The organism is Bradyrhizobium embrapense, assembly GCF_001189235.2.
Taxonomy (GTDB): Bacteria; Pseudomonadota; Alphaproteobacteria; order Rhizobiales; family Xanthobacteraceae; genus Bradyrhizobium; species Bradyrhizobium embrapense.
The window spans coordinates 319,281-338,545 of record NZ_LFIP02000001.1 but is presented as its reverse complement, the minus strand read 5'-3'; the positions used below and the strand labels follow the sequence as shown (position 1 = coordinate 338,545).

Genomic DNA, 19,265 nt, shown 5'->3' with positions numbered 1-19,265 from the left:
ACCGGGAGGCTGAACGCGACACAACCGGGAGTACTAGCCGTCAGCACCCCGTACATACGTGGATTGCCCGCCGCGTGCAAGGGAAGCGTCACGCCGCCGCAACACTCGGTTCTTTTCGCCGCCGCGTCATTAGCCTGCGATTAACCGTGTGGTTCTAATGCGGTAAGAAGCAGCTGGGAGGCTCCGAATCGGGTGGAGAACCGCGCAAAACACCTTGTTTTCCTGGGATGCGGGCTGTTGTGCGCTGCAGCATTGGCGATTCCGGTGGCCAGCGCCCCGAGCGCGGCCGAGGGACCGCAGGATGGGCAGGCGGCGCCGGCTGCAAGTGCCTCCACCGCCAGCGCTCCAGATTTCCCGGTCGCATCAGGCGCCAGGCTCGCTGGCGACGACAAGCAGACCCGATTCATCCTCGATCTCGACCGCAAGATCGCGTTTCGGGCCTTCCCGTTGGCCGACCCTTACCGCGTTGTGGTCGACATCCCGCAGGTCAATTTCCAACTCGCCGCCGGCACCGGCTCGGCGGCGCGGGGATTGGTGAAGGCGTTCCGCTACGGCCTCGTGATGCCCGGCGGCTCCCGGATCGTGTTCGACATGACCGGCCCGGTGAAGGTCGCCAATTCCTATGTGCTCGATGCCGCCAACGGCCAGCCCCCCCGATTGGTGCTGGATTTCGAGCAGGTCGATCGCACCAGCTTCGTGCAGTCGCTGGCGCCGGAAAGCCGGCCCGAATTGAAGCCCGCGATCTCCGAAGGCAATACGGCAAGCATCCCCGCCGTCACCACGGCGGCATTGCCGCCGGTTACGACCACCGACCCGCGTCCCCTGATCGTGATCGATCCCGGTCACGGCGGCATCGATAACGGCACCCAGTCCGGCGACCAGACCGAGAAGAACCTGGTGCTGGGCTTCGGTCTTGCCTTGCGCGACCGGATCGAGAAGTCGGGCAAATATCGGGTGGTGATGACCCGGTCGGACGACACCTTCATCCCGCTCAACGACCGGGTGAAGATCGCCCGCTCGCAATCCGCGGCGTTGTTCGTCTCGATCCACGCCGATGCCCTGCCGCGCCGCGAGGGCGATGCCCAGGGCGCCACGATCTACACCGTCTCGGACAAGGCTTCCGACGCCGAAGCCGAGCGGCTGGCGGAAACGGAAAACAAGGCCGACGCGATCGCCGGCGTGAACCTGACCGACGAGCCGACCGAGGTCGCCGACATCCTGATCGACCTCGCGCAGCGCGAAACCAAGACGTTCTCCAACCGCTTCGCCCGTCTCTTGATGGACGAGATGAAGACCACGGTGCGGATGCACAAGCATCCGCTGAAATCGGCCGGCTTCCGGGTGCTGAAGGCGCCCGACGTGCCGTCCGTTCTGGTCGAGATCGGCTACGTCTCCAACAAAGGCGACCTCGAGCATCTGGTCTCCGAGAACTGGCGGAACAAGGCCGTCGGATCGATGGTCCAGGCGATCGACACGTTCTTCGCCAAACGGCTGGCAACTGCTGGACCGGCAAAGTGAAACTGGCCGTCTGAAAAGCCGGGGCCGTTGCCCGGAAGCCCTAGTTTGGCCACAGCGGCAACGCTATAGACTAAAGGACCGCAGGTCCGCAGAATCGACCATATTGTCCGGTGTCTTTTGTTTGTTCGCCTGCGCAAGGCGGCTCGCTGGGTCAAAACTTCGTTTGTTGGAAGCCTCGCTGTGGAGGCGTGCTCTGTGAGGCTTTCGCACTTTTGGACAGGCGCTTCGAACCATTAGGCGCCCGAGGGTAGGAACGGAACGTCGATAATGCGCCTGCTCGTGCGGTTCATGGGTTTCTTGTTCGCCGCCGGAACCGTGGTGTTCCTGGTCGGTGTCGCCGCCGTCGCCGGCGCCATCTGGCATTTCTCCAAGGATCTGCCCGACTACTCGCAGCTGCAGGATTATGAGCCGCCGGTGATGACCCGCGTTCACGCCGCCGACGGCGCGCTGCTCGGCGAGTACTCCAAGGAGCGACGGCTCTATCTGCCGATCCAGGCGGTGCCGAAACTCGTGATCAACGCGTTCCTCGCCGCCGAAGACAAGAATTTCTACGAGCATGGCGGCATCGACTATCAGGGCATGGCGCGCGCCGCGATCCTCTATGCCCAGAACTACGGCTCCAACCGCCGCCCGCAGGGTGCCTCGACCATCACCCAGCAGGTCGCCAAGAACTTCCTGCTGACCAACGAAGTCTCGTTCGCGCGCAAGATCAAGGAAGCCTTGCTGGCAATGCGCATCGAGCGCGCCTATTCCAAGGACCGCATCCTCGAGCTCTATCTGAACGAAATCTATCTCGGGCTCGGTGCTTACGGCATCGCGGCCGCGTCGCTGGTCTACTTCGACAAGTCGGTCAACGAGCTGACGATCGCGGAAGCGTCCTATCTCGCTTCTCTGCCGAAGGCGCCGGCCGCGCTGCATCCGGTCCGCAACCGTGACCGCGCGATCGAGCGCCGCAACTATGTGATCGACCGCCTGCTGGAGAACGGCTGGATCAAGCAGGCCGACGCCGACAAGGCACGCAAGGATCCGCTCAACGTCACCAACCGCTCCAACGGCGCTCATATCTTCGCCGGCGAATATTTCGCCGAGGAAGTCCGCCGCGACATCTTCGAGCGCTACGGCGAGAAGAAGCTGTACGAGGGCGGCCTGTCGGTCCGCACCACGCTGGATCCCAAGATCCAGGTGATGGCGCGCAAGACCATGGTCGCGGGTCTCGTGAATTACGACGAAGCGCAGGGCTGGCGCGGTCCTGTCCACAAGCTCGACATTTCCGGCGATTGGGGCGTCAAGCTTGCCGACGTCAAATCGCTCTCCGACATCTCGCCGTGGCGGATGGCGGTGGTGCTGGAGACCAGCGATCAGTCGGCGCGGATCGGCTTCCAGCCGGGCCGCGAGCTCGGCGGCGCGGTCAGCAAGGAGCGGCAGACCGGCATCATCACGATGGACGGCGTGCGCTGGGCCAAGACCAAGGGCAAGGCGCCGACGGCGGTCTCGCAGGTGCTGCAGCCCGGCGACGTGATCTATGCCGACCCGCTGGTGACCAAGGAAGGCACTGCGGTCGAGGGCCAATATCGACTGCGGCAATTGCCTGAGGTTTCCGGCGCGATGGTGGCGATGGATCCGTGGACCGGCCGCGTGCTTGCGATGGTCGGCGGGTTCTCGTTCGACCAAAGCCAGTTCAACCGCGCGACGCAGGCCTATCGGCAGCCCGGCTCGTCGTTCAAGCCGATCGTGTACTCGTCGGCGCTGGACAATGGCTATACGCCGTCGACCACCGTGATCGACGCGCCGATCGAGATCGATCAGGGGCAGGGCGCCGGCGTGTGGCGTCCCGAGAATTATTCGACCGGCAAGTATTACGGCCCGACCACGCTGCGCAACGCGTTGCAGCGCTCGCTCAACACAGTGACGGTGCGGCTCGCGCAGGACATCGGCATGCCCTTGGTCGGCGAGTATGCAAAACGCTTCGGCGTCTATGACGAATTACCGAACTATCTGTCCTATGCGCTGGGTGCCGGTGAAACCACCGTGATGCGCATGATCACGGCGTATTCGATGTTCGCCAATGGCGGCCGCCGGGTGAAGCCGACCTTGATCGATCGCATCCAGGACCGCTACGGCCACACCATCTTCAAGCACGATACCCGCGAATGCCGCGGCTGCGATGCGCCGGGGGGCTGGAAGAACCAGCCGGAGCCGCAACTCGTCGACCGCCGCGAGCAGGTGCTCGATCCGATGACCGCCTACCAGATCACCGAGATGATGGAAGGCGTGGTCCAGCGCGGCACTGCGACCGTCGTGAAGGAGGTCGGCAAGCCGATCGCCGGCAAGACCGGCACCACCAATGACGAGAAGGACGTCTGGTTCGTCGGCTTCTCGCCGGATCTCGCGGTCGGCGTCTATATGGGCTACGACAAGCCGCGCAATCTCGGCCGCACGGCCACCGGCGGACACGTCGCGGCGCCAATCGCCCGCGACTTCCTCAAGCTTGCACTCGCCGACAAGCCGCCGACGCCATTCAAGGTTCCGGCCGGCATCAAGCTGATCCGCGTCGACGCCAAGACCGGCATGCGCGCCGGACCGGGCGATGGCGGCAACACCATCCTCGAGGCCTTCAAGCCGGGCACCGCGCCGCCGGAGAACTACTCGGTGATCGGCGTCGCCGATGCCGATGGCCGCGGCCCAGCGCCCGGCCCGCAGCCGTCGCAGAGCGGTGGCCAGTCCGATGGCGGCTTCTTCATGCGGCCGGGAACCGGGGGGCTGTATTAGCCGTCTCTATGTCCGAATCGGCGGTATAGCCCCAGCCAAGCCGATTGCGCTTTGCCGCGCCGGTCGCTACATCCCCGGAACTGTTTCGCCAACACCTGAAAGATCATGCGCGCGGAAATCGAACGCCTTGTTGAAGAGATCAAGCAGTCAGTCGGGCTGCTGAGGAGGCATCTTTGACGTCGAACAATCGACGGCACGCCTCGCTGAGCTGAACAAGCTCGCTGAAGACCCCAATCTCTGGAACGATCCCCAGAAGGCCCAGCGGCTGATGCAGGAGCGCACCTCGCTGGAGGACGCGCTGTCGGGCATCGGCAAGGTCGAGCGCGAGCTCGAGGACAATATCGGCATGATCGAGCTCGGCGAGGCCGAGAACGATGCGGCCGTGGTCGCCGAAGCCGAGAAGGCGCTGAAGGACCTCAAGAAGGAGGTTGCCCGGCGCGAGCTGGAAGCGTTGCTTTCGGGCGAGGCCGACAAGTTCGATTCCTATCTTGAAGTCCATGCCGGCGCCGGCGGCACCGAAAGCCAGGACTGGGCGCAGATGCTGCTGCGCATGTACACGCGCTGGGCGGAGAAGCACGGCTTCAAGATCGAGTTCCTCGAGGAGTCCCAGGGTGAAGAGGCCGGCATCAAATCCGCGACCATCCAGATCTCCGGCCACAACGCCTATGGCTGGCTGAAGACCGAGGCCGGCGTGCATCGCCTGGTGCGCATCTCGCCGTTCGATTCCAATGCACGGCGGCACACCTCGTTCTCGTCGGTGCAGATTTTCCCGGTCATCGACGACTCGATCAAGATCGAGATCAAGGAGTCGGACGTTCGCACCGACACGATGCGGTCGGGCGGCGCCGGCGGTCAGCACGTCAACAAGACCGAGTCGGCGGTGCGCCTGACGCACATCCCGACCGGCATCGCAGTGGTCTGTCAAGCCGGCCGCTCCCAGCACAAGAACCGGGCGCAGGCCTGGGACATGCTGCGCGCGCGGCTTTACGAGATCGAGCTGAAAAAGCGCGAGGAGCAGGCCGCTGCCGATCAGGCTGCCAAGACCGATATCGGCTGGGGTCACCAGATCCGCTCCTACGTCTTGCAGCCCTACCAGATGGTGAAGGATTTGCGCACCGGCGTGCAGACCTCCGACACCTCGGGTGTGCTCGATGGCGATCTCGATGAATTCATGGCGGCGACGCTGGCGCAGCGTGCTTTCGGCACTGGGCCCGGCTCCGTCGAGGATGTGGATTAGGCCATGCCGCGCGTCGCCTTCATCGGATTGGGACGCATGGGCCACGGCATGGCCGGCCGTTATCTCGATGCCGGCTTCACCGTCGCAGTGTGGAACCGGAGCAAGGCAAAGGCCGACGATCTGATCGCGCGCGGCGCCCTGTGGGCGACCTCGCCGGAGGATGCCGCGATCGATGCCGATGCCGTCGTGACCATGGTTGCCGACGACGAGGCATCGCGCGCGGTCTGGCTGACCAGGGACGGCGCCGCCGCCACCATGAAGGCCGGGACGCTCGCGATCGAGTGCTCCACGGTCTCGTACCAGCACACGCTCGACATGGCGCGCGAGCTGCAGAGCCGTGGGCTGATCTACATCGATTGCCCCGTCACCGGACTGCCGGAGGCGGCGGCTGCCGGCAAGCTGACGCTGTTGGTGGGCGCTGATCCGGCCGATCTCGAACGGGCGCAGCCGTTCCTCGCGCCGATCGGCAGCACGATCCGTCATTTCGGCGCGGTCGGCGCCGGGACAGTGTTCAAGCTGATCAACAATCTGATCGGCGCGGTGCAGATTGCAAGCCTCGCCGAGGGCGTTGCGATCGCCGAGCAGGCCGGCCTCGACATGAAACTGGTGGCCGAGGCGCTGGGGACCGGCGCGATCGCAAGCCCGCAGGTGATCCGCCACTCCAAGCGGATGATCGAGCGAAACTTCTCCGGGGCGTCATTCACGGCGGCGCTGCGCCACAAGGATGCCGACTACGCGGTGCGGCTCGCCGAGACGCTGCTGCCCGGTGTGCCCGTGAGCCGCGCTGCGCTCGCCGCCTACGACAAGGCCAAGGCCCACGCGCCCGATGGCGACGAGGGACAGATGATCGAGATCGTGTCGCGGCCGAAATAGGCAGAGCTGCCATTCATGGAAATCGGGTGGCCACCGCCACCACACCCGGTTAGGCATCTGCGCCTTCGCAGATGAGTGCCCGCCATGCCTTCCGCCGACAACAAGATTGATCGCCGCGACTGGGGGCTGCTTCTCTTTCTGTCGGTGCTGTGGGGCGGCTCGTTCTTCTTCAACGGCGTGATCCTGCGCGAATTGCCGCCGCTGACCCTGGTGCTGCTGCGGGTCGTGCTGGGCGCGCTCATCCTGCTGCCGCTGCTGCGGGCCCGGAAGATCGAATTCCCGCGCGGCCTGTCCGGCTGGGCGCCGTTCGCCGCGATGGGGCTGTTCAACAACGCGCTGCCGTTCTCGCTGATCGTGTTCGGCCAGACTTACATTCCGAGCGGGCTGGCCTCGATCCTGAATGCGACGACGCCGCTGTTTGCAGTGGTCGTGATGGCTGTGGCTGGCGAGGAGCGGCTGCAAATGCGCCGCGTGGCGGGCGTGGTGGTCGGACTGATCGGGGTTGCGATCCTGCATGGTGATGCGCTCGGCTTCGAGAGCCGGCAGGGCATCGGCATCCTGCTCTGCCTCGCCGGCGCCTTGAGCTACGGCATCGCAGCGCTGGTCGGGCGGCGACTGCCACAGCGCGTACCGCCGCTCGGAACGGCGACGTTCCAGATGATGGCCTCCAGTGTGATGATGGCGGTCGTCGCCGGTGTCACCGAACGGCCCTGGCAGCTCGCGATGCCGCATCCGACCACGTGGCTCGCCGTGCTCGGGCTCGCGGCGCTGTCGACGGCGCTGGCCTACATCGTGTTCTTTCAGATCCTGCAGCGCTCCGGCGCGACCAATGTGATGCTGGTGACGCTGCTGCTTCCGGTCACCGCGATGCTGCTCGGCTTCTTCATTCTTGGCGAGCCGGTGGCGCCGCGCGAGGTGATCGGCGCGCTCGTGATCGCGAGCGCCCTGCTGCTGATCGACGGCCGTGTCTTGAGCTGGTTCAGCCGCGCGCCTGCTTCCACGCCGCGTACCATCCGCTGAAGTGGCCGCTGTCGCGCTCGCCGCCATGCCAGGCGGCATACGTGGTGCCGTCGTCGGCGACCAGCACCACGGCATCGAGCCCCCTGGAGCGCCGCAGCGTGTCCATCGCCTGCATCGGCGTCTGCGCGATCGGCCCTGCGACGTTGAACGACGTGTTGACCGACATCTCGACGCCGATATGGCGGCCGAGCGCCTTCAGATAGGCGTAGGTGAGGGGATCGTCGGCCTCGCGCACGATCTGGATGCGGCCGGTGCCGTCGGCGTGGACGACGGCGGGAATCTTCGCCCGCGCCTCCGGCTTCGAATGCGCCGTGAGCACCATGTAGTTGTAGGCGTTGTAGTCGGCGTCGGATGCGCCGTCCTCAAGATCGAAATAGTCGCGCGCGGCCCGCAAGGTCGCCATCGGCGCCAGCGGCCGGATCGCCTCGCGATATTTGACGCGTTCGTTGAGCCGCTCGCGGACCTCGGGGTCGCAGGGATTGGCGAGGATCGAGCGATGGCCGAGCGCACGCGGACCGGTTTCGGCGGCGCCCTGATAGATCGCGATCACGCCGCCTTGCGCCACCATGCTGGCCATCAGGTCGGCGACCGCGTCGCGTCCCTCCGATGTCGCGACATTGCCGATCACGGTCGAGGCGATGTCGTCGGCGGCGAGCGCCGCGGTGATGTCGGCGTTCGAGGGCGGCAGGCCGCAATAGAAGGCGTGCGACAGCGGCGCGCCGCGCGCCGCGCCCGCCAGATGCGCGAACAGCCAGGCCGCGCCGATCGGCACGCCGGGATCGCCGGGCACCGGCGGCACCCACATATGCAGCCGCGTCTTGCGCTGCTGCACGCGTTCGAACCACGCTTCGTCAAAGTGCTCGAGTAGCCGCATGTTGCCGAGCGCGTTCAGCGCCACGCCGCCGGTCAGCACCAAACGGTCAGTACCGGTGATGCGCAAGAGGTGATCGATGACGTGGATCATCGCATCCTCGAACACCATTTGCGTGGCGGCGGCCTTGTCGACTCTGTCCTTGGTGTCGGGGCGGTGATTGATATCCTCGACGCGCAGCACGGCGTCGGGATTCCACAGCTGGTCGGGCCGCAACGGCGGGCCGAGAATGTCGATCAGCGGCTGATGATAGGGGGCGTCGGCGGGGTCGGCGTACCAATTGGCCATCGCGCGATTGAGCTGCACGCTGCCATTGGGCCCGAGCTGCAATACCGCCTTCAGGCGCTGATAATAGGGATTGGTGGCGCGGTTCATGTCGCCCCAGGCGGCGGCGCCCATGTAGCGGCCCTCGCTGGAGAGCCAGGTCCAGCCGCCCTGGCTCGACGAGATCACGGTGTAGAAGGCGCCGAGCGAATCGAACAGGCTCTCATTGCAATAGAGCCGCTTCATCTCGCCGTTCTCGGCGACATAGAGCGAGATCGAGCCGACGTCGCCGGTGCCGTCGAGCACCGCGATCGCGACGCGCTCGCGTAGGTCGGCGAACGGCGATGCGGTGAACGAGTACCAGGCGTGATTGTCGTGATGCGGCATGCAGATCAGCGGCAGCTGTTCGCCGAGCCCGTAGATATTGCCGAGCCTGCGCGCGATGCGCCGCACCTGGTCCATCTGTCGCAGGTTGATCGCCGGCGCGATCGGCGCGCGCAGCAATTTGATGCTGGCCGGCGCTTCCTCGAGCGAAGTACGGATCAGCATCGGCAGCAGCGCTGGATAATCCCACGTGGTGACGAAGGCCGCGATGTCGCCGATGTCGCGGCCCATCCGTTGCAGCACCTTGCGCATGTCGTCGAGCGCGTGTTGCGGAAATTCGTTGGTGTGCTTTTTGCCGGAAAAGCGCTCTTCCTCGTTGTTGACGATCAGGCGCGGTCCGTCGTTCTGGGTGACCTCGACCAGTGCAACGCCGGTGTTGTGGGTGCCGGGGCAGGCGAGGCCGGCGATGTAGACGGTCTCGCCGCGCTGCAGCTTTTCGCGGATCGAGGCGATCGTGCGTTGTGCGAACTCACCATTGACCTTGTGCAGGCCACGCTTCGCCAACGCGGACTCGCTGAGGCGGCGCGTGATCTCATAGCCCGCGGCCGCAATACGCGGATGCCGTGGACCGGTACGAATGTCCGGTTTACGCAATCAGACGCCTCGACTCGTGATCCCCAGTCGACCTTCAATCATAAACAGCGCCAGGCAACAATGCCGTTTCGCCCAACGGAAAATCCCAGCGCTTGCCAGCACATGCGTCTCTTGCGAGACTTGTCGTCAAAACCACGAAAAAAATCGGGAGAAAACGATGCCGGCTCGTTCTGGATATATTGGCGCAATCGTGGCCTTCGCAAGTGCCGCATTGATCACGACCTCGGCCACCGCACAGAAGAAGTACGATCCGGGCGCGACCGATACCGAAATCAAGATCGGCAACATCATGCCGTATAGTGGCCCGGCGTCGTCCTACGGCGTGATCGGCAAGACCGAAGCCGCGTTCTTCAGGATGATCAACGAGCAGGGCGGCATCAATGGCCGCAAGATCAACTTCATCAGCTACGACGACGCCTATTCGCCGCCGAAGGCGATCGAGCAGGCGCGCAAGCTGGTCGAGAGCGACGAGGTGCTCTTGATCTTCCAGGCGCTCGGCACACCGTCGAATTCGGCAATCATGAAATACATGAATGCCAAGAAGGTGCCGCAATTGTTCGTCGCCTCCGGCGGCACCAAATTCGGCGACCCCAAGAACTTTCCCTGGACGATGGGCTTTCAGCCCAACTATCAGAGCGAGGGGCGGATCTATGCGAAATACATTCGCGACAAATTCCCCGACAGCAAGATCGCGGTGTTCTGGCAGAATGACGACGCCGGCAAGGATCAGTTCAAGGGCCTGAAGGACGGGCTCGGCGACAAGGCGGGCATGATCATCGCCGACAAATCCTACGAGGTCTCCGATCCCTCGATCGATTCGCAGATCGTCGCGCTGCACGATTCCGGCGCCGACATCTTCTTCTCCTGGGCGGCGCCGAAGGGATCGGCGCAGGCGATCCGCAAAGTCGGCGAGCTCGGCTGGAAGCCGAAGTTCTTCCTCGCCAACACCGCGACCACGGTCGCCTCGGTGCTGAAGCCGGCGGGGCTCGAATATGCCAAGGGCATCATCTCGACCCAGTACCTGAAGGATCCGACCGACCCAACCTGGGACAAGGACCCCGCGGTCGTGAAGTGGCGCGGCTTCATGGATAAATACTATCCCGAGGGGGACAAGGCCAATTTCAACAACGTCTATGGCTATGTCCAGGCGGAGGCGATGGTGCAGGTGCTCAAGCAATGCGGCGACAATCTCACGCGCGAGAACGTCATGAAGCAGGCCGCCAGCCTGAAGAACTTTCACTCCGACCTGATGCTGCCCGGTATCATGGTCAACACCTCGCCCGACGACTACTACCCGATCGAGCAAATGCAATTGATGCGATTCAACGGCGTGGCGTGGGAGTTGTTCGGCGACGTCATCACCGGCGAGGTCGGGCACGATGCGACGCGGTAGGAACTCGCCGGTCAAGCGATTGTTCGTGCCAGCCGCCATTGTCGTCCCTGCGAAGCAACGACCCGACTACGCGGTCAGCGGCGGTGGACCGTTCGGACCTTGCGGCGGTTCGGCGGAGGCAGCCCGTCTGGCGCACGATCGGCGGCCGCCGCTGAGCCACAAACGCGATCGGCGCAAGCAGGGCCGCTTGCGCCGATGTTCAGATCGATCGTTGTGAGATTGAGCTAGCCCGCGCTGAGCCGGACGCCGGCGCGGAGGAATTTTTGCGGATCGACGGCTTCGCCGTCGATCCGGGTCTCATAGTGCAGATGCGGACCGGTGGAGCGGCCGGTAGAGCCGACGGCGCCAATGACCTGGCCGATCTTGACGTACTCACCGACCTTGACGCCGATTTCGGAGAGATGGCCGTAGCGCGTCGACAGCCCATTGCCGTGATCGACCTCGACCATGCGGCCGTAGCCGCCGGCCCAACCCGCAGACACCACCTTGCCGTTGGCCGTGACGCGCACCGGATCGCCCTGCGCGGCGCGGAAGTCGAGCCCGGTGTGCATCGCCGGACGACCGAGGAACGGATCGGAGCGCACGCCGAAGCCGCTGGTGAACTCGACCTCGCCGACCACGGGCTTGCGGTAAGGCACCAGCGCCAGCGTCTGGTTCAAGCGCTGCATCTGCGCGCGGTTGATGTTGATGCGGTAGAGTTGGCGCTCGAACGCCCCGGCGTCGGGCGCGAGCTTCACCGGCACGAAGGGGCCGCCCATGCCGGAGCGCGGGGTTGCGGCTTCGAGCTGCGCCATGTTGAGGCCGAGATCGGAGATCACGCCGCGCATCCGGCGCACCCGAGATTCGATGCTGTCCTCGACCGAGGAGAGCGCGGCGACCTGGCGCCGCTCGACCTGGTCGAGCGAGGTCTGCAGACGGACCAAAACGTTGTCGACGCCCTGGGCCTTGGCGAACTGGTTCGGCTGCGCCTTGGCGATCAAAGGCGCGCGCGATTCCAGCCGCGCCTCGCGATCCGGCGGCGCCACGAAGATCACGGTGTCGCTGATCGGGGAGGGCTTTGGTGTGCCGGATGACGGCGCGGCATCGGCGCGGCCCTGCGGCTTGATCGATCCGGTGGTCGTAACGTCAGGCATGGTGCCGAGCGCAGTGGCGCGCGATTCCAGCATCGACTGCCGCTTCATGATCTGGTCGAGCTTCTGGTCGAACTGTTCCTGGTCGAGCAGCTGGCGGCTGGTGGTGCGGTCGACCTTGGCACGGAGTTCCGAGATGCGGTCCTCATAGGCGTATTGCATCTCGGCCTGGCGCGCGATCAGCCGGGTCAGGACGTCGTCACGGAACGCGAAGTACGTCGCGGTCGCCGCCGACCACATGCCGAGCAGGACGACGGTGCCGACCGCGATCCAGAACACTACAGGTCCGAAGCGGACCTGCTTGCCGGCATGGACCAACGTATAGCCCTCGCCGGAGGCGGCAACGGCGGCCGTTTGCCGGGCGACCGGACGGCGCGCCGGCGTCCGGCCATGGTCTTGAGGATGATGGTGTTTCTGGTGATGACCGGACCGGCTCGACATCGGCACTCCCGCGGCCGGTCGGACCAAGCTCCGTACGGCTTAATTGCGAGGCCGATTTGAGCCCGTCATGGTTAATTTTCAGGAAACGGAACCGTCCGGTCAGAGCGCGCGGGCGGCCTCCAATACCGCTTCGGCATGGCCGTCGACCTTCACATGGCGCCAGATGCGGGCGACTTTTCCGCTGGAATCGACCAGAACCGTGGTGCGAACAATTCCCATGAAAGTCTTGCCATACATGGATTTTTCGCCCCAGGCACCATACGCCTCCAGCATCTGATGGGCAGGATCCGAGACCAGCGGCACGGACAGCTGGTGTTTGTTTCGAAATGACTCCTGCGCCTTCACCGTATCGGCGGAAATGCCGACCACCTCCGCCCCTGTTGCGATGAACTCGCTCTTGAGCCGGGTGAAGTCGATCGCCTCCCTGGTGCAGCCGGGGGTGTCGGCGCGGGGATAGAAGAACAGCACCAGCTTCTTGCCGGCAAAATCCTTCAGCGAAACGCTGCCTCCGCCGTCGCGCGGCAGGTCGAAGCCGGGCGCCGGGGCGCCTTCGGTGAGTGTGACGGATGACGACTTGGTCACGGTCGCGGCCGCCTTCGGCTTTAACGGCTTCGATGCAGCCTTGTGCAAGGCTTTCTCCTGAACACCCGCTACGGACTTGGTCTTCGCTGCTTTGGCCGCGGCCTTCTTCGCAACCGTTGTGCGGGTTTTGGTCGCGGACTTCCCAGTGCTTGCGCTTGCGGCGCGCGCAACCTTTGTTGCGACCCGCTTTCCGGTTGTGTTGGAGGATTTCTTGCGCGTTTTCTTGGACATACGCCTTCCTTTCGTCGCTTTCCGAAGCTCAACCATTGGGGTATTGCGGGTCTCATTCGCAGCGGCCGGATTCGCATCGGCCGCTGGGCAAGTTTGATGGCCACGGAGTATGGTGACAAGGAATTCGATGCGTTACCCGTCCGCTTGCTGAATTGGCTTTCGATTTGATTGGTTTGGTCCGTTCTTTTGGTCCGTTCTTGGGGCCATCGGCGAGTAACATGATTAGGCGAGGATAGGCGGCGATGCCGGCAAGGGAGCGCTCGATAGTCGTCGACGGGCGCCCCGATGGCGGTGATCAGCTTCGCCGTCAGCACCGAGAGGCAATGGCAAGGAACACGTCGCCGCAGGGTCCAAATCCGCGCGCCGGGACCGACTTCTCGCAATGGGAAGACGCCGCCGCGTGGGACGAGCAGGATGAGGCGGCGGGCAACCGTGCGCGGCAATTGCTGGCGCGTTCCAACACCAACCTGCATCGTTTCACCGACTTCTGCTCCGGCATGCAGCGCTGGCTGAACGGCGAGCGCTGGATTCGTCGCATCGCGCTGGTCCTCGTGGTGCTGGTCGTGTTGTTCGCGACCTGCTTCGGCGCGCTGTGGTGGCGGCTCGGTGCCGGTCCGATCAATCTGGATATGGCGACGCCATGGCTTGCCGCGGCGATCGAGGAGAATATCGGCCACGGCAACACGGTCGAGGTCGGCGGAACGCAGATCGAGCGCGCCGGCCGGGTCAGGATCGCGGTGCGCATCCGCGACATCATCGTCCGCGACCGCGACCACGCGGTCGTCGCCAGCGCGCCGAAAGCCGAAGTGCGCTTGTCCGGAACGGCATTGCTGATGGGCCAGTTGCGGGCCGAGAGCCTCAATCTGGTCGATGCGGAACTGTCGGTGCGCATCACGCCCGATGGCAACGTCACCGTGTCTGCCGGCGACACCGCAAAACCGCTTGCCACCGGGGTTGCATCCAAACGGGAGGCGGGGCTGCCGCCGACATTCCCGCGGCCTGCACCCGCAGCTCCGCAGCCGCCGACTGCCCCGCCGGTTGCCTCCGGGCCTCCGTTGGCCGCCCCCGATTCGGCCCAGAGCGGGCTGCTCGCCGGCCTCGACTGGCTCGACAGCCTCAGCATGACCGGCCTCGACGGTCAGAACCTCAACGAGATCGGCCTCAAGAACGGCAATCTCGTCGTCGATGACCAGCAGCGCGGCAACAAATGGAGCTTTGAGAATATCAGCCTGAGTCTGCGGCGCCCGAGCGGCGGCGGGGTTGCGCTCAGCTTCGGCGAGGACGGGCCAAAGCCCTGGTCGGTGCGTGTCCTGGTTGGGCCGCAGCAGAACGGCGTGCGCTCGGTCGACATCAAGGCCGACAAGGTTTCCACCCGCAACATCCTGCTCGCGATGAGGACCAAGGACCTCACCTACACCGCGGACCTGCCGCTTTCGGGCGAGATGAGGGGCGAGCTCGGCCGCGACGGCCTGCCGACCTATTTCCGCGGCAAGCTCAATGTCGGCGCCGGCAACATCATCGACACTGACACGCCAGACTATCCGATGCCGGTCGATTCGGCCGAGATGAGCGTCGAATGGGATTCGGGCCGCCGCGTGCTGCTGGCGCCGATCAAGATCGTCTCGGGCGCCAACCGCATCACGCTGCTCGGCCATCTCGAGCCGCCGAACGACAATGTCACCGATTGGCAGGCGGGCCTATCCGGGGGCACCATTGTGTTGGCCGGCGCCGACAAGGACGAACCGCCGCTGATCTTCAATCGCATCAACATCGGTTTCCGGTTCGACACCGAGAAGAAGCGGGTGCTGCTGACCCAGGCCGATATCAGCAACGGCGAGATCGGGGTGGCCGGCACCGGCAGCATCGACTATTCGGGCGAGCCGCGGTTGCAGCTCGGCTTCGCCGGCACGCCGATGTCGGCCTCCGCCCTGAAGCGGATGTGGCCGATCATCGTCGTGCCCGAGGTGCGCGAATGGGTGCTCGAGCGGATTGACCGCGGCACGCTCCAGCGCATCGATGTCGGCGTCAACTCGCCGGTGCACAATCTGTCGCGCAAGGGACCGCCGATCCCGGATGACGGCCTCTCGGTCAACATCGTCGCGTCGGGTGTCACGGTACGCCCGGTGGACAAGATGCCCGCGGTGCATGATGCGGATCTGAAGGCCAGGGTGACAGGCCGCACGGCGACCGTAACGATCAACCAGGGCGTTGCCGATACGCCGGCCGGCCGCAAGATCACCCTGTCGGATTTCACCTTCGAGGTGCCGGACATGGCGCCGAAGCCGTCGCCGTCGAAGGTCAGGTTCCGGGTCGACTGTCCGGTGCCGGCCGCCGCCGAAATCCTCGCATCCGATCGGCTCAGCGATCTCTCCGGTCCGCCGATCGATCCCAGCACCAGCAAGGGCAACGTCACGGCCGCGATCAATCTCGGTATGCCGGTGACGGGCGGGCTGACCAAGGCCGACACGCAATATTCCGTCACCGCCGACATCTCCGGCGTTGCCGTCGACAAGCTGGTGATGAATCAGAAGCTCGAGGCCAACACGCTGAAGGTGATTGCGAGCAACGCCGGCTTCCAGGTCAAGGGCGACGTCAAGATCAACGGCCAGGCCGCCTCGCTCGACTACCGCAAGCCGGCCGACGGCGATGCCGACGTCAAGCTGCAGGCGACGCTGGACGATGCGAGCCGCGCGCGGCTCGGGCTTGATCTCGGCCCCGCAGTGTCGGGCGCGATCCCGATCAAGCTCTCCGGCAAGCTCGGCAGCGGCGATAATCCGACCACCAAGCTGGGCGTCGAGGCCGACCTGACCCAGCTCAAGCTCGACAACATCCTGCCTGGATGGGTCAAGGCGCAGGGCAGGGCCGGCAAGGCGACCTTCAACGTGGTGCCGAAGGGGCAGTCGACGCGGTTCGAGGATGTCTCGATCGAAGGCAGCGGCGTCTCGATCAAGGGCGCGCTCGAGGTCGACCAGAACGGCGACCTGATGAATGCGAACTTCCCGACCTATGCACCGTCGGACGGCGACAAGACATCACTGCGGGCCGATCGCGGTCCTGACGGCGTGATCAAGGTGACGATGCGCGGCGACGTGTTCGATGGCCGCGGCTTCCTGAAATCGGCGATCTCCGGCCGCGACAGCGATCCCAAGAACAAGGCCAAGACCATCGATTTCGATGTCGATCTGAAGCTCGGCGCGGTGGCGGGCTTCAACGGCGAGGCGCTGCGCGGGGTCGACGCCAAGGTCTCGCGTCGCAACGGGTACTTCAAGACGTTCACGCTGAGCGGCAGGGTTGGCCGCGATACCCCGGTCAGCGCCGACTTGCGGCGCCAGCAGGCGCGCGAGGTGATCTACCTGCAGACCGCTGACGCCGGCGCGTTCCTGCGCTTCATCGACACCTATTCGAAGGTGGTCGGCGGCCAGCTCATGCTGGCGATGGAGCCGCCGATTCCCGATCCGGGCCCGCGGGAAGGACTGCTCAACATCACGGGCTTCTCGGTGAAGGGCGAAACCCAGCTCGACCGCGCCGTCGCTGGCGGGCCGGTCAGCACCCAGAACGGCATCGGGTTCGACGCGCTGCGCGCCGAGTTCACGCGCCAGAGCGGCCAGCTTTCGATCCGCAACGGCGTGGTCAAGGGACCGAGCATCGGCGCGACCATCGAAGGCAGCATCGATTATCTCGGTAACCAGGTGCGGATGAACGGCACCTTCATTCCGATGTACGGGCTGAACAACATGTTCGGCCAGATCCCGTTCTTCGGAATTTTCCTCGGCGCCGGCAGCAATGAAGGCCTGATCGGCGTGACCTATGAAGTGGTCGGCACGCCCAGCCAGCCGGTGTTGCGCGTCAACCCGATCTCGGCGCTGGCGCCCGGCCTGACGCGAAAAATCTTCGAGTTCAAGCAGTACGGCCCGAACGACCTGCCGACGACGAACAATTAGCGCGTCGGCACATTCCCTCGGCCGCGGCCGAGGGCCCGGGACGAAATTGCCGGGCATAACCGACTGATCATCCATCGTGACGAGCGTGACGCCGCAGTGGACATGCGGTCGATTGTCGCACGCCCGTAACAGTCCGCCCGCAGATTGCGCGCGCCAGCCGCCGACATGGCGGGTGGCTACGCCCCCCTCGTTTTCTGAGAAAATCTTACATTGGGAGAAAAGCAATGATCGCCAAAGGATTGCGCCCGCCTGTGGGGCTTCCGCTGTCTCGGCCGGTTTTTGCGTTGACGCTGCTCGCCTCCACGGCGCTCGCCAGCAGTCTTGCGCACGCCGACGGCGACGACGTTCATTTCCGGCCGGGTCATCTGTTGTTGAGCCGTGCGGTGTTCGTCAACAACGCCGTCACCATCACGCCCGGCGTGACGCAGTTGCCGCCGAATTGCGTGTCGCCCAATTGCGTGACCGCAACGGCCGATGGCACCTATCCGACGGTGTTCAACAACGACGGCGTCGACGGCTCGTTCGGCCTGACCGCGAAGATCCTGCTCGACGAGCTGCGTCTCGACGGCAGGCACGTGCAGTCGCTCGAAGTGCCGAACAGCACCCAGCGCGGCATCTCCCCGAACAAGGACCAGATGGTCACCAGCTTCTCGTCGAAATCCGAGCTGGCGCTCAATCTGTCGCTGGATCACCGCAGCGTGACCTTCATGGGTTATCTCGCGCCGATCGGCACCATCGACGTGTCGAACTCCAACACGCCTGACGTCATCGATCCGACCAATCCGGTGCCCGGCACCTATTATCGCCTGGTCGCCGAAGTCGACGAGAACGGTCGCTTCCACTTCACCAAGGTGAACGGCTATAGCGGCAACAACGGCCGCGCCGCGGTCTTCAACGATCGGCACGGCGCCGGTGTGTTCTACACTGCCGGCAATGCGGGCAATGGCGGCAATCCGCAGCCGGCCGGAGTCATCACCGGCGCCGGCATGCAGATCGCGCGAGAGGCCGACGCGCCGCTCGCCCGGCAGCCGGATCCCGGCGGTCCGTTCCCGCTCGGCAGCTTCAACATCACCGAGCTCGGCCAGAAGGCCGACAAGATCGGCAAGGACACCAACTTCCGCGGCCTCACCGTGTTCAACAACGTGATCTACACGACCACGGGCAGCGGCGGTAACGGCATCAACACCGTCTACTTCATCGACACCACCGGCAACGCCGCCAACGGCAACCCGAAGGCGTGCCCGAACGGCGTGGGCGTGCCGGCCGCGTCTGCATCGCTGCCGACGACGCAGATCTTCTTCGATGGCTCGAAGTTGGCGACGCAGGGCGTCACGCCCTACAACATGTGCGTGCTGAGCGGCTTCCCGACGGCGCTCAAGAGCACGACTTCGTTCCCGTTCGGCATCTGGTTCGCCGACGCCAATACGCTCTACGTCGCCGACGAAGGCAACGGCACCGCGACATTCGATCCGACATCGAACAGCTACACCGCCGCCAAAGCGCAGACCACGGCCGGATTGCAGAAGTGGGTGTTCGACAGCAAGGCCGGCGCCTGGAAGCAGGCCTACACCTTGCAGGCGGGACTTGACCTCGGTGTGCCCTACACGGTGCAGGGCTATCCGACCGGCAACAACGCCGCGACCGGCAAGCCGTGGTCGCCGGCGACCGATGGCCTGCGCAACATCACCGGCCGGGTCAATCGCGACGGCAGCGTGTCGATCTGGGCGATCACCTCCACGGTGAGCGGCAGCGGCGACCAGGGTGCCGATCCGAACAAGCTCGTGATGATCACGGACACGCTTTCCGCGACGACGCTGCCGGCCGGCGAGCGTTTCGTCACGCTGCGGACTGCGAACTCCGGCGAGGCGCTGCGCGGCGTGTCGTTCACGCCGGGCACCGGCGATGGCCGGGAGGAAGCCCATGACCACGGCTCCTGCGGCCATGACCATCGTGGCGACGACTGCCACGATATCGACTGAGCGAAAGACGTCGTAGCCTTCGGCCTCTCCCCATGTGC

Annotated in this window: 11 protein-coding genes; 8 read left to right on the top strand and 3 right to left on the bottom strand. The window is 65.0% G+C overall.

Features of this window, described 5'->3' with window-relative positions:
• Positions 1–192 precede the first annotated feature (192 nt).
• The 5 genes from AKN83_RS01955 (at position 193) to AKN83_RS01935 (ending at position 7,417) form a co-directional block, all read left to right on the top strand.
• On the top strand, positions 193–1,518 hold the full coding sequence (locus AKN83_RS01955; protein ID WP_050404073.1) for an N-acetylmuramoyl-L-alanine amidase: 1,326 nt from the start codon (positions 193–195) through the stop codon (positions 1,516–1,518).
• A gap of 267 nt (positions 1,519–1,785) precedes the next feature.
• Complete coding sequence (locus AKN83_RS01950) at positions 1,786–4,287, top strand: penicillin-binding protein 1A (protein WP_063695148.1); 2,502 nt, start codon at positions 1,786–1,788, stop codon at positions 4,285–4,287.
• Between the two features lie 105 nt (positions 4,288–4,392).
• A protein-coding gene (gene prfB / locus AKN83_RS01945; protein WP_157113166.1) for a peptide chain release factor 2 occupies positions 4,393–5,524 on the top strand; the annotation gives its coding sequence in 2 pieces (ribosomal slippage) (positions 4,393–4,461 and positions 4,463–5,524; 1,131 coding nt in all).
• Between the two features lie 3 nt (positions 5,525–5,527).
• Positions 5,528–6,397, top strand: coding sequence for an NAD(P)-dependent oxidoreductase (locus AKN83_RS01940; protein ID WP_063695147.1), 870 nt, complete (start codon positions 5,528–5,530; stop codon positions 6,395–6,397).
• An 84-nt stretch (positions 6,398–6,481) separates the two neighbouring features.
• Complete coding sequence (locus AKN83_RS01935; protein ID WP_050400618.1) at positions 6,482–7,417, top strand: DMT family transporter; 936 nt, start codon at positions 6,482–6,484, stop codon at positions 7,415–7,417.
• On the opposite strand, the gene AKN83_RS01930 is transcribed toward AKN83_RS01935, so the two are convergent.
• Entirely contained in the window at positions 7,377–9,530 is a 2,154-nt protein-coding gene (locus AKN83_RS01930; RefSeq protein WP_050400617.1) for a carbamoyltransferase C-terminal domain-containing protein, read from the bottom strand. The genes AKN83_RS01935 and AKN83_RS01930 overlap by 41 nt on opposite strands.
• 157 nt (positions 9,531–9,687) lie before the next feature.
• On the opposite strand from AKN83_RS01930, the gene AKN83_RS01925 reads away from it, so the two are divergent.
• Complete coding sequence (locus tag AKN83_RS01925) at positions 9,688–10,923, top strand: ABC transporter substrate-binding protein (protein ID WP_050400616.1); 1,236 nt, start codon at positions 9,688–9,690, stop codon at positions 10,921–10,923.
• 224 nt (positions 10,924–11,147) lie between these two features.
• Here AKN83_RS01925 and AKN83_RS01920 read toward each other — a convergent pair whose 3' ends face one another.
• Positions 11,148–12,494, bottom strand: coding sequence for a M23 family metallopeptidase (locus AKN83_RS01920; protein ID WP_172803467.1), 1,347 nt, complete (start codon positions 12,492–12,494; stop codon positions 11,148–11,150).
• Between the two features lie 99 nt (positions 12,495–12,593).
• A complete protein-coding gene (locus AKN83_RS01915; protein ID WP_430641484.1) occupies positions 12,594–13,343 on the bottom strand; it encodes a peroxiredoxin in 750 nt (249 codons plus the stop codon).
• Positions 13,344–13,549: 206 nt separating this feature from the next.
• Between AKN83_RS01915 and AKN83_RS01910 the strand changes: the two genes are divergently transcribed.
• Both AKN83_RS01910 and AKN83_RS01905 read left to right on the top strand, forming a co-directional pair.
• Positions 13,550–17,248, top strand: a complete 3,699-nt coding sequence (locus AKN83_RS01910) for a YhdP family protein (RefSeq protein WP_063695146.1) — start codon at positions 13,550–13,552, stop codon at positions 17,246–17,248.
• 224 nt (positions 17,249–17,472) lie between these two features.
• A complete protein-coding gene (locus AKN83_RS01905; RefSeq protein WP_063695145.1) occupies positions 17,473–19,227 on the top strand; it encodes a hypothetical protein in 1,755 nt (584 codons plus the stop codon).
• Positions 19,228–19,265 lie beyond the last annotated feature (38 nt).

Excerpts from the sequence above, each read along its gene's own strand:
- AKN83_RS01950 (WP_063695148.1), top strand. The coding sequence starts at position 1,786 with ATGCGCCTGCTCGTGCGGTTCATGGGTTTCTTGTTCGCCGCCGGAACC.
- AKN83_RS01940 (WP_063695147.1), top strand. The coding sequence starts at position 5,528 with ATGCCGCGCGTCGCCTTCATCGGATTGGGACGCATGGGCCACGGCATG.
- AKN83_RS01935 (WP_050400618.1), top strand. The coding sequence starts at position 6,482 with ATGCCTTCCGCCGACAACAAGATTGATCGCCGCGACTGGGGGCTGCTT.
- AKN83_RS01925 (WP_050400616.1), top strand. The coding sequence starts at position 9,688 with ATGCCGGCTCGTTCTGGATATATTGGCGCAATCGTGGCCTTCGCAAGT.
- AKN83_RS01920 (WP_172803467.1), bottom strand. The coding sequence starts at position 12,494 with ATGTCGAGCCGGTCCGGTCATCACCAGAAACACCATCATCCTCAAGAC.
- AKN83_RS01915 (WP_430641484.1), bottom strand. The coding sequence starts at position 13,343 with ATGGTTGAGCTTCGGAAAGCGACGAAAGGAAGGCGTATGTCCAAGAAA.
- AKN83_RS01910 (WP_063695146.1), top strand. The coding sequence starts at position 13,550 with ATGCCGGCAAGGGAGCGCTCGATAGTCGTCGACGGGCGCCCCGATGGC.
- AKN83_RS01905 (WP_063695145.1), top strand. The coding sequence starts at position 17,473 with ATGATCGCCAAAGGATTGCGCCCGCCTGTGGGGCTTCCGCTGTCTCGG.